Below are 15440 nucleotides of genomic sequence, written 5' to 3'. Positions count from 1 at the left end.
CTTATTTCTAAATTATGAATTGCACACCAAAACGCCTTTCAAGAATCGAAAAAAGAAGAATATAAAATTATACAGAGAACAAAAAGAGTATGAAGAGTAGATTAGTATTATTGGCATGTTGCCTGGCACTGCTCAGCAGTTGCGGACAAGGCGACAAAGGAACGGGTAAAGCTCCCGAATTTGCAGTGATTGAGGCAAAAACCACCACTGCCAACTTGACAAACAGCTACCCTGCTACTATCAAGGGTAAACAAGATGTAGAAATTCGCCCGATGGTGAGCGGTTTCATCACAAAATTGCACGTCGACGAAGGCGCAACAGTACGCAAAGGACAAGTGTTGTTCAGCATCGACCCCGTACAGTATCAGGCAGCCGTAAATTCGGCCAAAGCTGCTGTTGAAACAGCCAAAGCTGCCGTAAACACACAAGAACTGACTGTAAACAACAAACGTGAACTGAACAAGAAAAACATCATCAGTGACTACGATTTGCAAATGGCCGAAAACCAACTGGCACAGACAAAGGCGCAACTAGCACAAGCCAATGCCCAATTGGTCAATGCCAAGAACAACTTGTCATACACTAGTGTAACCAGCCCCAGTGACGGTGTAGTAGGTAGCATTCCCTACCGCGTAGGTAGCCTAGTTAGTCCTTCCGTAGCCAGCCCGCTGACTACCGTTGCCGACATCTCCGAAATGTACGCCTATTTCTCCATGACCGAACGCCAACTTTTGTCACAAATTCGTGAAGGCGGCAGCATCAAGGAAATTCTGGAAAAGATGCCGGATGTACAGTTGCAGCTCATCGACGGAACCATGTATGCCGACAGTGGCCGCGTGGAGACAATCAGCGGAGTCATTGACCAAACTACCGGTTCGGTAACCATGCGTGCCCTCTTCCCCAACAAGCACAACGTGTTGCGTAGCGGAAGCACCGGCAATGTGGTATTCCCCAACCCTTTGCATGATGTCATCATGATTCCACAGGCCGCCACTACCGAAATCCAGGACAAGCAGTTCGTTTTCGTTCTGCAACCGGACAATACGTTGAAAAATACCGAAGTCAAAGTGTTCAGCTTAGACGATGGCAAGTATTATTACGTGACGGAAGGTTTGAAAGCAGGCGATAAAATCGTTATCGAAGGGGTACAGAACCTGAAGGACGGACAATCCATCACACCTATTACGCCTGCTGAAAAGGAAGCCGAATACCAGAAGGCCTTGAAAGACCAGAAAGAAGGTAACATTCAAACGGCATTCAATTAATGTTTAACGGTTAGTGATTAATGATAAGCGGCTGCGCCATTATATCACACGAGCTTATCACTAATCACTAACCCCTAATCACTAAATAAAATGAAACTAGATAGATTTATTAACCGTCCGGTACTATCAACGGTAATTTCCATCCTGATAGTAATCTTAGGAGTTATTGGTCTGGCGACCTTGCCTATCACCCAATACCCGGACATTGCCCCCCCTACCGTATCGGTAAGTGCAACTTACCAAGGTGCCAATGCCCAAACGGTGCTGAACTCCGTTATCGCTCCGTTGGAGGACCAGATTAACGGTGTGGAAAATATGATGTACATGAGTTCGAGCGCCACCAACAGCGGTTCGGGCGACATCTCCATCTACTTCAAGCAAGGTACCGACCCCGATATGGCAGCGGTGAACGTGCAGAACCGCGTTTCCATGGCACAAGGCTTGCTGCCTGCCGAAGTTACCAAAATCGGTGTAACCACCCGTAAACGCCAGACTTCCATGTTGATGGTATTCTCCATCTATGATGAAAAAGACCAGTACAACATCGAGTTCCTGGAAAACTACGCCAACATCAACCTTATCCCTGAGGTGAAACGTGTCAACGGTGTGGGTGATGCCATGGTATTGGGACAGGACTACTCCATGCGTATCTGGCTGAAACCTGATGTAATGGCCCAATACAAACTTATCCCCAACGATGTGGTTGCCGCCTTGAGCGAACAGAACATCGAAGCGGCTCCCGGCCAGTTGGGTGAGCGCGGTAACCAAACTTACCAATATACCCTGCGCTATAAAGGACGTCTGCAACAGACTACAGAGTTCGAGAACATTGTCATCAAAGCTTTGGAAAACGGTGAAATACTCCGTCTGAAGGATGTAGCAAATGTGGAACTGGGTCGTCTGTCATATGGATTCAACAATATGGTTAACGGACATAAAGCCGTATGTTGCATCATTTTCCAGATGGCAGGCAGTAATGCCACACAAACCATCTCGGATATCGAGGCCCTGCTGGACGACTATTCCAGCAAACTGCCTGCCGGCTTGAAGATAAACATTGCACAGAGTGCCAACGACTTCCTCTTCGCCTCTATCCATGAGGTAATCAAGACATTGATCGAAGCCTTTATCCTGGTGTTCATCGTGGTGTATATCTTCCTGCAGGATATGCGTTCTACGTTGATTCCCGCCATCGCCATTCCCGTGGCATTGATTGCCACCTTCTTCGTATTGAAGCTGATCGGTTTCAGTATCAACTTGCTGACCCTTTCGGCCATGGTACTTGCCATTGCGATTGTGGTCGATGATGCCATCGTCGTCGTCGAGGGCGTCCATGCCAAGCTGGACCAGGGTTACAAATCAGCCCGTACAGCTTCCATTGACGCCATGAGTGAGTTGGGCGGCGCTATCGTCTCCATTACGCTGGTCATGATGTCCGTATTCGTCCCTGTGAGCTTCATGGGAGGTACAGCAGGTACTTTCTACCGTCAGTTCGGTTTGACCATGGCTATTGCTATCGGTTTCTCGGCTTTGAACGCCTTGACCCTGAGTCCTGCTCTGTGTGCTATCTTCTTGAAACCTCATAATGGAGGACACGAAAGTCTGAAAGAACGTGTAGGCGTTGCCGCCAAGGAAGCGCGCAAGATTATGCTTGCTCGTTATGTCGACTCTCTCGGTCGGTTGATGCGCCCAGGTATCACGTTGCTCTTCGTGACGGTAGCTATTCTGGGCATGATTTTCGGTCTGTTCAGCTTCAGCGAACACCCCATTCTGTGCAGCTTGATGATTATCATCAGTGTGCTGGCGTTGGCAGGCATGACTACCGACAAGTTCAAACACTCCTTCAATGACTCATACAACGGTATCTTGGGCAAGTATAAGAAACAAGTGCTGTTCTTCATCCAAAAACGATGGCTATCGGCAGGATTGGTTATCGGTTCCATCGTATTGCTGGGTGTTTTCATGCAGATTACTCCTACCGGTATGGTGCCCAACGAAGATACCGGTACCATTATGGGTGCCGTTACTTTGCCTCCCGGCACTTCACAAGAACGTGCTCAAGAGGTTCTGAATCGCGTAGACAGTCTGGTTGCTGCCGACCCTGCAGTAGAATCGCGTACCGTCATTTCCGGTTATAGTTTTCTGGGTGGACAAGGTCCTTCCTATGGTTCTATCATCATCAAGCTGAAGAACTGGGAAGAACGCTCCACCATGCAGAACTCTACCATTGTCTATGCCACATTATACATGCGTGCCCAGAAGATTATCAAGGAAGCGCAGGTATTGTTCTTCGCTCCACCTATGATTCCGGGTTACTCGGCTTCAAGTGACATCGAGTTGAACATGCAGGACAAGACGGGTGGTGATTTGAACCACTTCTTCGACGTGGTGAACAACTATACCGCAGCCCTGGAAGCACGCCCTGAAATCAACTCTGCCAAGACATCCTTCAACCCCCACTTCCCGCAATACCAGCTGGACATTGATGCTGCCGCTTGTAAGAAAGCAGGCATCAGCCCCAATGACATCTTGACTACCTTGCAGGGATATTACGGTGGTTTGTATGCTTCCAACTTCAATAGCTTCGGTAAGATGTACCGCGTAATGGTACAAGCCGAACCTGACGCTACCAAGAATATGGAAACACTACAGAGCATCAAGGTGCGCAACGGCAACGAAATGGCACCTATCACGCAATTCATCTCCATCAAGAAAGTATATGGTCCTGACGTCATCAGCCGTTTCAACCTTTACACCTCCATGAAAGTGATGGTGGCTCCCGCATCAGGCTACACTTCCGGTCAAGCTCTGCAAGCCATTGCCGAAGTGGCGCAGGAAAACCTGCCTGCCGGTTTCGGTTACGAGCTGGGAGGTATGGCGCGTGAAGAGGCCGAAACGAGTGGAAGCACTACGGGACTCATCTTCATATTGTGCTTCGTATTCGTTTATCTGTTGCTGAGTGCCCAGTACGAAAGTTACATCCTACCTTTATCCGTATTGCTGTCCGTGCCGTTCGGTCTGCTGGGTAGCTTCCTTTTTGTAAGCGGTATAGGTACATTGGGCAGTATCCCGGCACTGAAGATGATTCTGGGCACGATGTCCAATGACATCTATATGCAGATTGCCCTCATCATGTTGATGGGTCTGTTGGCCAAGAATGCCATCTTGATTGTAGAGTTTGCCCTCGAACGCCGCAGAATGGGTATGAGTATCACCTGGGCAGCCGTATTGGGTGCTGCAGCCCGTCTGCGTCCTATCTTGATGACGTCATTGGCAATGATTGTCGGCCTGCTTCCGCTGATGTTTGCTTCCGGTGCGGGTGCCAACGGTAACCGTACGCTGGGTACGTCTGCCATCGGCGGTATGTTAATCGGTATGATTCTGCAAATCTTCATAGTGCCCGCACTGTTCGTGGCATTCCAGTACTTGCAGGAGAAATTCAAACCGATGGAATGGGAAGATGTGGACAACTCGGATGCAGAACCTGAGATTGAACAATATACAAAATAGTGATTAACGATTAGCGATTATGAAGAAAATAATATGCCTGATGTGCGCAACTGCTTTATTGAGCAGTTGCCACATCTACAAATCATACGACAGACCCGAAGACATAACAACTGCCGGACTGTATCGCGACACGGCGTCCGTGAACGATACATTAGCCGCAGATACAGCCAACTTCGGTAATCTGCCTTGGAGAGAAGTGTTCACAGACCCGCAGCTGCAGACACTTATCGAGCAAGCACTCACCAACAACGGTGACCTGCGCAGTGCCGCCTTGAACGTGAAACAAGCACAAGCCGCACTGATGTCTGCCCGTCTTGCCTATGCTCCGACGCTTGCCTTGTCTCCGCAAGGAACCGTCAGCAGCTGGGACAAGGGAAAGGCTACACAAATCTACTCCCTGCCCGTTACCGCAAGCTGGCAAATCGACCTCTTCGGTCAATTGCTGAACCCGAAGCGACAAGCAAAGGTTAGCTTGAAGCAGACGCAATTCTACGAACAAGCCGTTCAGACGCAAGTCATCGCCGGTGTAGCCAACATGTACTACACCCTGCTGATGCTGGACCGCCAACTGCAAATCACCGAAGGCACCGTCGAGATTCTGAAAAAGAACTTGGAGACCGTGCAAGCCATGAAAGATGCAGGCATCTACGGAACCACTTCTGCTGCCGTAGAGCAGAGCCGCACCGCCTACGCTCAAGTCATGGCATCACTGCCCGACATACGCCAGAGCATACGCGAAACCGAAAACGCTCTCTGCCTGATGTTGCACCAACCGGCACAGAGCATCGCACGCGGTGTACTGGAAGATCAACAGCTTCCTACGGAATTTTCAGTAGGTATCCCCTTGCAGTTGCTATCCAACCGTCCGGACGTGAAAGCTGCCGAGATGTCACTGGCTGCCAACTACTATAACACCAATAGCGCCCGTGCCGCCTTCTACCCGCAGATTACATTGAGCGGTTCGGGAGGCTGGACCAATAACTCCGGTGCAGGTATCGTCAACCCGGGCAAACTGCTGGCTTCTGCCATCGGTTCGCTGACGCAACCCTTGTTCTATCGCGGTGCCAACATTGCCCGTCTGAAACAAGCCAAGGCACAAGAGGAGCAGGCTAAGATTCAGTTCCAAACCGCCCTACTGAATGCCGGAAATGAAGTGAGCAACGCCCTGCACCTGTATCAAATGGAGAAGAACAAAGCCGTTTCACGCACTATTCAAGTAAATTCTGCTCGCCAAGCTGCCTCAGATACAAAAGAATTGTTTAACTTAGGCACGTCGACCTATCTGGAAGTCTTGTCTGCCGAGCAGTCTTACCTCAGCGCACAGCTTGCAGAAGTATCCGACACCTTCAGCAGCATGCAGGCAGTCATCAGCCTGTATCAAGCGCTTGGAGGAGGAAGAGAATAAAATGAGCGATAAGTGATTAGTGATTAGCGATTAATGAAATAGTAAATCCTAATCACTGACCATTTATCACTAATCATTAATCATTAATCGCTAATTACTATGATAAGTCCGTTAGCTTATGTAGATTCTGCCGCAAAAATCGGCAAGAATGTAACCATCCAGCCCTTTGCATTTATCGAAGGGAACGTGGAAATCGGTGATGACTGTATTATTATGTCGGGTGCAAAAATTCTGCACGGTACCCGCATGGGAAAAGGGAACAAGGTACATCACAATGCCGTTCTGGGTGCCGAACCGCAAGACTTCCATTATACGGGAGAGAACAGCATGCTGATTATCGGTGATAATAACGACATCCGCGAGAACGTGGTTGTCAGCCGTGCCACCCATGCAGAAAGCGCTACCCGCATCGGCAATGAAAACTACCTGATGGATGGTGTACACCTCTGCCACGACGTGCAGATAGGCAACCATTGTGTACTGGGTATCAAGACTACCGTAGCCGGAGAATGTCAGATAGACGACTGCACCATTCTGAGCAGCAACGTCATTCTGCACCAATACTGCCACATTGGAAGTTGGGTACTGATTCAAGCTGGCTGCCGCATATCAAAGGATGTGCCGCCCTATATCATCATGAACGGTAATCCAGCAGAATACCACGGTATCAACGCTGCTGTGCTTCAACACAAACACCAGGTGAGTGAACGTGTATTGCGCCATATCGTAAATGCCTACCGTCTGGTATACCAGGGAAACTTCAGCGTGCAGGATGCCTTGCAGAAGATTGAAGACCAAGTACCGATGAGTGACGAGATACACAATATCATCAACTTCATCAAGAATTCCAAAGGAATCGTGAAGTAAACACCCTTCTTCGGGCACGAATCACGCAGACAATCATGGATGGACAGATTCTTTTCTGCAAGTCTGCGTAGTTCGTGCCATTTTCTATATACCTCTACAATAGTTCCTGCATAGTCTTTATCCTTTTTTAATGCACACTCATTCCAAGCAGTATGCTAAGTAAAACAAACTGTTTCCTTTAACTAAACATTTTGTTTCCTTATAGAGAACACTTTGTTTCCCTTAACAAAACAGTTCGTTCCATTATATGAAAACAAAGTGTTTTTCTATACTGAAACAAAGTGTTCTCTATGCTGGAACAAAGTGTTCAGTGTTGTGAACTAACGGATTAAGTATATAAAGGGTATTTATTATACTGTTTCTGTAGACAATGGTTTGTCTTGTCCTATAAAAGACGGGGAAAGAAGCAGGAAGCAACCGGGTACGCCCGGAAGGGTGAGGGTAAAATTTGCCCTCACCCTTTTTATTTGCCCTCACTCACCCCTGGAAGGGCGACGAATAGGGAGTTTCAGGAAAACAGTGATAGTGGTGAGGGCAGGTTGAGTAACTTTTTGTTCTACTACTACTCGAAATGCAGGGTGCCGAAAAACTCCGGACAATGGAAGTTCGGCTTCTCCAGACCTATCGGATTCCATGAAAGGAAATGGGGAGTCTGGAGCTTATCGCCGCATTTATAAAAATTGGCACGGAGCGTCTTTCCATCCAACGAAGTGATGTCATGCAGGAAGAAAGCGGAATAAGGGATGACCAGAGCCACTTCCCAGGCACACTCACCTACTCTTTCGTCGAAAGCCTCACGTCCCAAAGAAGCCCAACGCTGTACTTTATCGAGCACCTCTTGCGGGGCATGCTGGCGGTTTCCACGTCCGGCACCTGCCCCGATAAGCAGCGTTCCGGCACAATTACACTCCATATTGTAGTACACTCCGTCACCGGCAGGCACAGAGAAGAACTCTACACACGCATCTTCCCAGACCGGACCGTTATCGTGTCCTGCCACTGCGCGTACACTCGCTTCCCTTACCTTGAAATGCAGCAGAATGGCATCTTCCGTATGCGCTATGCGGAACTCCACACTGGGAGCATAAGGAAAAGCAGCCCAATTCACTGTATTTACGGGCTGAAACGCCACTTTCTCTTCATCCAGAAGAGCCGGAACCGACTCTACCGGTATATTGGCCACACTTACTTTCTTTACATTCAATTCTTTCATTTTACTATTTTGGGGATTAATTGCAGACAACGGCAGCATGCAAAGAGCTGCTGCTATCGTCATCAGATACTTTTTCAGATACATGAGTCAATGAACTTTTTCATCTCCGGTGTATGTTCCTCCACGCTCTGCAACAGTTTGAACTGAGCCTTGGTACGAACAAGATTGTGCTCCGGATACTGGATTTTATAATAAGTATCACCGTTGATATAATCTGCCAGGAAGCGTACGCACTGCATGTATGGGAACAAGGCAGCCGCATAAGGCAGATTCTCAATCTCTATCGGCAACAAGAAGGATTTGCCCGATTCCAGATAACCCTTGGTAAATGCCTGGAATATTTCCATATTGAAGTTCACATTATCCAGATTCTTGTCATCTTCCAACCCCGTGTTGGCACCTGAGCGAAGGAAATCGCCATAATCGGAGAAGATGAAGCTGGGCATCACCGTATCCAGGTCGATGACACAAAGCACCGTACCGTCTTCGTCGAACATCATGTTGTTTACTTTCGTATCACAGTGGCATACCCGTTTGGGCAGTTTGCCTTCACGGTACAAGCGTTCTGCCTTACACATTTCATCAGCACGTTTTTCTATCTCATCCAGAAAATACTGCACCTCCTGCACACGTCCCGCCGCATCGGCAGCCACAGCGTCACGGAGTTGCTTCAAGCGGAACTCCATGTTGTGGAAATCGGGAATTGTCTCGCCCAATGTATCTGGAATGTCGGCAAGCATAGCCTGGAAATTACCGAAGGCAGCTCCCGCATAATAGGAATATTCCGGATTTACCGTCTCGTAAGTCTTGGCACGAGGAATAAAAGTCATGATACGCCAGTAGTTCTCACCGTCATACCAATAGGTTTTCCCTTCGGCCGTGGGGATGAAATGAAGTACTTTGCGCTCGACATCGGCCTCTCTTTTCTCTTCCAGTTTCTTACGGATATGCCTGGTCACAGCCTCGATATTGGACTGTAACATCTCTACATTCTGAAAAATGGCATGATTGATACGTTGCAGAACATAGTCCTGCGCACCGGCCTCAGCGGTGGTCACTTTGTACGTATCGTTAATCAGGCCTGAGCCTAAAGGCTTGATTTCACGAACTGTACCCTGCATTTGAAAATGAGATACAATAGATAAAAGGTCTTTCATGATAATAAATGAATTAATTTGTTTACAAAGATACGCTGATAGCCTTATACCAAAAGGCAAGTATCGTTCGGCGCGCTTCCAAAATTATACATTTATCCAAACATAACCACAAAAACCGCCTAATAAATAAGAAGTCTTGTACAAAATATACCTATATTTGTAACTGAAACCTTAAAAACTACCCGAAAAGTGCGAACGTTTATCATCCGGCTGCTTCTTGTTTCAGTAAGCATGATTGCTGCAACCCTGCAGGCGCAGAACATCACCTTCAACCATCTGACGACCGACGACGGTCTGTCACAATTCTCCGTGAACAGTCTTTACATCGATGAAAACGGTGTTTTATGGATTGGAACCCGAGAAGGCTTGAACCGTTATGACGGAGAAGACATACAAACTTACAAGCTGCAGAAGAACAACCCTTACAGCCTTTTCTGCAACACCGTGCTACGCATGGCCGGCAACCGTAACGGAAAAATCTACCTGCTCTGTACGGAAGGAGTAGCCGAGTTCAATTTCGCCACCCAAAGATTCACCACCCTGCTGCAAGGAAATGTGCACAGCATATATTACAAAGAGGCCCTTTTCATCGGAAAACAGAATGAAATCTACCGCTATAACGAGCAGACCGGAAACTTTGACCTTTATTACCAGCTTCCCGGAAAAAGTCTGGAAATCTGCTGTATGCATCTGGACAAAGGACAAATGTGGATTGGAACGACCACCAACGGAGCATACCGCCTGCAACTGGACAAGAACGAGCTGACCCACCCCATCCTGAAAGGCAACATCACCAGCATATACCAAGACAGCGAAGGCGAGTTATGGATTGGCAGCTGGAAAGAAGGGCTGCACCATGTAAAAACCGACGGAACCATCGAAATCTTTGAATACGACGCAAAGAACCCTTACAGCATCTCTTCCAACTTCGTGCGAGCCTGCTGTGAAGACAATCTGGGAAACATCTGGATTGGAACCTTCAACGGTCTGAACCGGTATGACAAAAGTACGGGACTCTTCCAGAACCACACTGCCAGTGATGCCCAGAGCGACGGACTGACACACTCTTCCATCTGGTGCATCGTAAAGGACAACCAAGGAACGCTGTGGCTAGGAACCTACTTTGGCGGCGTCAACTATTTCAACCCCGAGTACGAGATATACAGCCGCTATATGTATTCGCCCATCGAAAAGAAAGGACTGAGCAATCCGGTTGTAGGCCGCACCATCGAAGACAAGAACGGCAATCTGTGGATTGGCACCGAAGGGGGCGGACTGAACTATTACAACCGCCGTACCCGTGAATTCAAATGGTTCCGCCCGGGAAGCGGTCCCAACAGCATTTCCCATAACAACATCAAGGCTCTCTATTATGATGCCTCCAAAGACATCATCTGGATAGGAACCCATCTGGGCGGACTGAACAGACTGGACATACACTCAGGCCGATTCACACACTACCGCATGGAAGCAGACAATCCGGAAACCCTGCCTTCCGACATCATCCGCGACATCGTGCCTTATCAGCACCAGCTGGTAGTGGCCACCCAAAACGGAATCTGCCTCTTCGACCCTGCCAACGGGAAATGCCAACAACTGTTCCAGGACAGCAAAGAAGGCAAAAGAATCAAGATGGTGGCAGACATCACTTTCGACAGCAACGGTACGCTCTGGATTGCAGCCACGGGCGAAGGTGTGTTCAGCTACCGTTTCGATACCGGCAAACTGACCAACTACCGCCATGATACTGCCAACCCACACAGCATCAGCAACAACAATGTAAACAACATTACCCAAGACAGCAAAGGCAATCTGTGGTTCGCCACTTCGGGCAGCGGACTGGACTTATACCGCCCTGCCAGCAACGACTTCGAGAACTTTGACCAAGCGAAGAACGGTCTTTCCAGCAACTGCATCTACGAGACGCAGGAATCCCCCACCAGCGGCAAACTGCTGCTCATCACCAACGAAGGCTTCTCCATCTTCGACTACCGGCAGAAGGCATTCCTGAACTACAGTGCCGAAAACGGTTTCCCAATGACTGCCGTCAATGAGAATGCCCTTTGCGTGACCCGTGACGGAGAAATATTCCTGGGAGGCACGCAGGGAATGATTTCCTTCCATGAAATGGAGTTGAACTTCACGCCGAAACCCTACAAAATCATCCTCTCCCGCCTCATTGTGAACGGAACGGAAATACAAGTGGGAGATGAGACCGGTATCCTGCAGCAAGCCTTGTACTGCACCCCCGAGATTACGCTCAACGCTGACCAGTCCATGTTCAGCATAGAGTTCGCCACTTCAAACTATGTAGCCGCCAACAAAGACGACATCATCTATAAACTGGAAGGCTTCTCCAACGATTGGAACAGCACTCGTGGACTACACAACATCACTTATACCAACCTAAACGCAGGAACCTATAACTTGATTATAAAGCCCAACGGAAAAGACGAGAGCCTTTGTCCGCAAGTCCACCTGACCATACACGTGTTGCCTCCCTACTACAAGACTCCCCTTGCCTATCTTATCTACCTGATAGTGACGGGAATCCTGCTCTGGTATCTGGTGCGTACCTACAAGTCGAGAATCAAGTTGCGTGAATCACTGAAGTACGAACAGAAGCACATCCGTGACGTAGAGGCCCTAAACCAGTCAAAGCTACGTTTCTTCACCAACATTTCCCATGAATTCCGCACCCCGCTGACGCTCATCGTGGCACAAGTGGAAACGCTGATGCAACTCCAGAACTTCACGCCTGCCATATATAACAAGGTGTTGGGCATCTACAAGAACAGCATACAGCTACGGGAACTCATCACCGAGCTGCTCGACTTCCGCAAGCAGGAACAAGGGCACATGAAGATAAAGGTAAGCCCACACAACATCGTGAACTTCCTATACGAAAACTATCTGCTTTTCCTGGAATATGCCAGCGCCAAACAAATCAGCCTCTACTTCGAAAAGGAAACAGACAGCCTCGAAGTGTGGTATGACCAAAAACAGATGCAGAAAGTGATAAACAACCTGCTGTCCAACGCCGTCAAGCATACCAAGGCGGAAGACAGCATCACCCTCAGCATCAAGACCGAAGGCAGCAATGCCGTCATCCGTGTGACCGATACCGGCAGCGGCATAGATGCCCGGGAAGTGGACAAGATATTCGACCGCTTCTACCAGATAGACCCAATGGACTCTACGGATGCAAGCAAGACGGGTACGGGTATCGGCCTGGCATTGACAAAGGGTATCGTGGAGCTCCATCACGGCACCATCCGTGTGGAAAGCGAACTGGGCAAAGGCAGCAGCTTCATCGTAAACCTGCAATTGGGGAACGCACAGTTTGACGAAGAGCAAATAAATAAGAATGCAGACAGTGTGCAACAAATAGAAATTCCCAAACCGGAAAACGATGCCTTGCTCAAGGCAGAGCTGGAAGAGAATGCTCCCATCAAACGGCTCCCGGATGCAAAAATCCTGATAGTGGAAGACAACGACTCCATCCGCGACATGCTGGCAGGTATCTTCAAGCCGTTCTACGAAGTACTGACTGCGGCCGACGGAGCGGAAGGACTTACACTGGTGCGTAGCGAAATGCCCAATATCGTAGTCAGCGATGTAGTGATGCCCAACATGTCGGGAACGGAACTGTGCAAACAGATAAAGAGTGACTTCAACACCTGCCACATTCCCGTGGTACTGCTCACGGCACGTACTGCCATCGAACAGAATATCGAGGGACTGCGCATCGGTGCGGACGACTATATCACCAAGCCATTCAACACCAATCTATTGATTTCTCGTTGCAACAACCTCGTAAACTCGCGCATCCTTCTGCAGGAGAAATTCAGCAAGCAACCGCAAGCCTTTGTACAGATGCTTGCCACCAACCCCATAGACAAAGAGATTCTGGACCGCGCCATGACAGTCATCGAGCAACATCTGGACGATACGGAGTTCAACGTCAACGTCTTTGCCCGTGAAATGGCAATGGCACGCACCAATCTGTTCACCAAGCTGAAGGCTATCACCGGACAGACTCCGAATGACTTTATCCTGACCATCCGCCTGAAGAAAGGCGCTCTGATGCTGCGCAACAATCCGGAACTGAATATCACTGAAATTGCGGACCGGATAGGTTTCAGTTCTTCACGCTATTTCTCCAAATGCTTCAAGGACATTTACCATGTCAGCCCGCTGGCCTACCGCAAAGGAGAGAATGGAGGAGAGGAAAGTACGGAAGACAGTGAAGAGACATCTTAATATTGTACATCAAGCCATCGCATGATACGGTTTGTACTTTTTCTCCCTTCCCTTGTACTTCCTCATACACCCGATTCCACAAAACCTCTTACCTTTGACCTCAGAATTACAATCTAAAGTCAAAGAACTATGAAGCATTTTTCCCCCTTGTGGTCTCTGATTCCCGGTGCAGCCCTGATAGCGGGATGCGGAAGCCAACCTAAAGACAAGACTTCGGAGCACTTGCCGCAGAAGCCCAATGTAGTATATCTGATCGCTGATGACCTGGGTATCGGCGACCTGAGCTGTTACGGTGCCACCAAAGTAAGCACTCCCAACATTGACCGCCTTGCCGGACAAGGCATGCAGTTTACCAACGCTTATGCCACTTCTTCCACCAGCACCCCTTCCCGCTTCGGCCTGCTGACAGGCATGTATCCCTGGCGACAGAAGAATACCGGCATTGCTCCGGGCAATTCCGAACTCATCATCGATACCGCCTGCGTCACTATGGCCGATATGTTCAAGGAAGAAGGCTACGCCACTGCAGCAGTGGGCAAGTGGCACCTCGGCCTGGGTCCTAAAGGCGGTACAGACTTCAACCACTCCATCAAACCGAACACCCAAGACATCGGCTTTGACTATGAATACATCATCCCCGCTACCGTCGACCGCGTTCCCTGCGTCTTTGTAGAGAACGGACATGTAGTGGGCCTCGACCCCAACGACCCTATCACGGTGAGCTACGACCACAAGGTCGGTGACTGGCCCACCGGTCTCGAAAACCCCGAACTCGTCAAGATGAAACCCAGCCAAGGGCACAATAACACCATCATCAACGGCATCCCCCGCATCGGCTGGATGACCGGCGGTAAATCCGCCCTTTGGACAGACGAAGACATTGCCGACGTGATTACAGACAAGGCCAAGAACTTCATCACAGCCCATAAAGACGAACCTTTCTTCCTTTATATGGGTACGCAAGATGTACATGTTCCCCGCGTGCCACATCCACGTTTCGCCGGCAAGAGCGGTTTGGGCGTACGTGGCGACGTCATCCTCCAGCTGGACTGGACTGTGGGTGAAATCATGCACACCCTGGACAGCCTCGGCATTGCCGACAACACTATTTTTGTATTCTGCAGTGACAACGGGCCCGTCATAGACGACGGCTATCAGGACCAGGCACACGAACTGCTGAATGGCCATACTCCCATGAAGCACTACCGCGGTGGGAAGTACAGCGCTTTCGATGCCGGTACCCGCATTCCCTTCATTGTACGCTGGCCCAATGGCATCAAGCCCGGCAAACAACAAGCCCTCTTCTCCATGATTGATGTATACGCTTCATTCGCCGCCCTGCTGAACCATCCGCTGGAAGCAGGCATCGCTCCCGACAGCCGCGACCAGCTCAACAACTTCCTGGGAACCGATACTGCCGGATGTGACTATATTGTACAACAGAATCTGGACAATACACTCTCCATTATCCAGGGAGACTGGAAATACATAGAGCCCAGCAACAAACCGGCACTGGAGTACTGGACGAAAACAGAAATGGGAAACGCCCCACAGCCTCAACTGTACAATCTTTCCATCGATCCGTCCGAAAAAGACAATGTGGCAGAAGCTCATCCGGACAAGGTAAAAGCCCTCTCCATCCTACTGAAAGAGGTGAAGGAAGCAAAGAATCAAAGCGAAAGGAGATAAAAGTACAAGAGTGTGGTTGCTCGCAAGTTTTGTACGAATTCGTACTTTTTGCGAACTATTAACTAAGGCAT

8 protein-coding genes are annotated in these 15440 nt (G+C 49.1%); 6 read left to right on the top strand and 2 right to left on the bottom strand.

Annotated features, from left to right (window positions below; translation table 11 throughout):
- Positions 1-89 precede the first annotated feature (89 nt).
- The 4 genes from EYA81_RS09765 (at position 90) to lpxA (ending at position 7047) form a co-directional block, all read left to right on the top strand.
- Positions 90-1265, top strand: a complete 1176-nt coding sequence (locus EYA81_RS09765; RefSeq protein ID WP_117599831.1) for an efflux RND transporter periplasmic adaptor subunit — start codon at positions 90-92, stop codon at positions 1263-1265.
- Positions 1266-1355: 90 nt separating this feature from the next.
- A complete protein-coding gene (locus tag EYA81_RS09760; RefSeq protein WP_117599832.1) occupies positions 1356-4775 on the top strand; it encodes an efflux RND transporter permease subunit in 3420 nt (1139 codons plus the stop codon).
- 19 nt (positions 4776-4794) lie between these two features.
- On the top strand, positions 4795-6180 hold the full coding sequence (locus EYA81_RS09755; protein ID WP_117599833.1) for a TolC family protein: 1386 nt from the start codon (positions 4795-4797) through the stop codon (positions 6178-6180).
- 99 nt (positions 6181-6279) lie between these two features.
- Positions 6280-7047, top strand: a complete 768-nt coding sequence (gene lpxA / locus EYA81_RS09750) for an acyl-ACP--UDP-N-acetylglucosamine O-acyltransferase (protein WP_117599834.1) — start codon at positions 6280-6282, stop codon at positions 7045-7047.
- A 562-nt stretch (positions 7048-7609) separates the two neighbouring features.
- Here lpxA and EYA81_RS09735 read toward each other — a convergent pair.
- Both EYA81_RS09735 and EYA81_RS09730 read right to left on the bottom strand, forming a co-directional pair.
- On the bottom strand, positions 7610-8344 hold the full coding sequence (locus EYA81_RS09735; RefSeq protein WP_117599835.1) for a carbohydrate-binding family 9-like protein: 735 nt from the start codon (positions 8342-8344) through the stop codon (positions 7610-7612).
- Entirely contained in the window at positions 8335-9417 is a 1083-nt protein-coding gene (locus tag EYA81_RS09730; protein ID WP_117599836.1) for a phosphotransferase enzyme family protein, read from the bottom strand. The genes EYA81_RS09735 and EYA81_RS09730 overlap by 10 nt, the downstream gene beginning before the upstream one ends.
- A 189-nt stretch (positions 9418-9606) precedes the next feature.
- Between EYA81_RS09730 and EYA81_RS09725 the strand changes: the two genes are divergently transcribed.
- Both EYA81_RS09725 and EYA81_RS09720 read left to right on the top strand, forming a co-directional pair.
- Positions 9607-13680, top strand: a complete 4074-nt coding sequence (locus EYA81_RS09725) for a hybrid sensor histidine kinase/response regulator transcription factor (RefSeq protein ID WP_117599837.1) — start codon at positions 9607-9609, stop codon at positions 13678-13680.
- A 129-nt stretch (positions 13681-13809) separates the two neighbouring features.
- A complete protein-coding gene (locus EYA81_RS09720; RefSeq protein ID WP_117599838.1) occupies positions 13810-15369 on the top strand; it encodes an arylsulfatase in 1560 nt (519 codons plus the stop codon).
- Positions 15370-15440: the final 71 nt, after the last annotated feature.

The sequence above is a fragment of the Bacteroides sp. A1C1 genome, from assembly GCF_004328515.1.
Taxonomy (GTDB): Bacteria; Bacteroidota; Bacteroidia; order Bacteroidales; family Bacteroidaceae; genus Bacteroides; species Bacteroides uniformis.
Note: the sequence above shows the minus strand (reverse complement) of the source record. Positions and strands in the feature narration are given on the sequence as shown.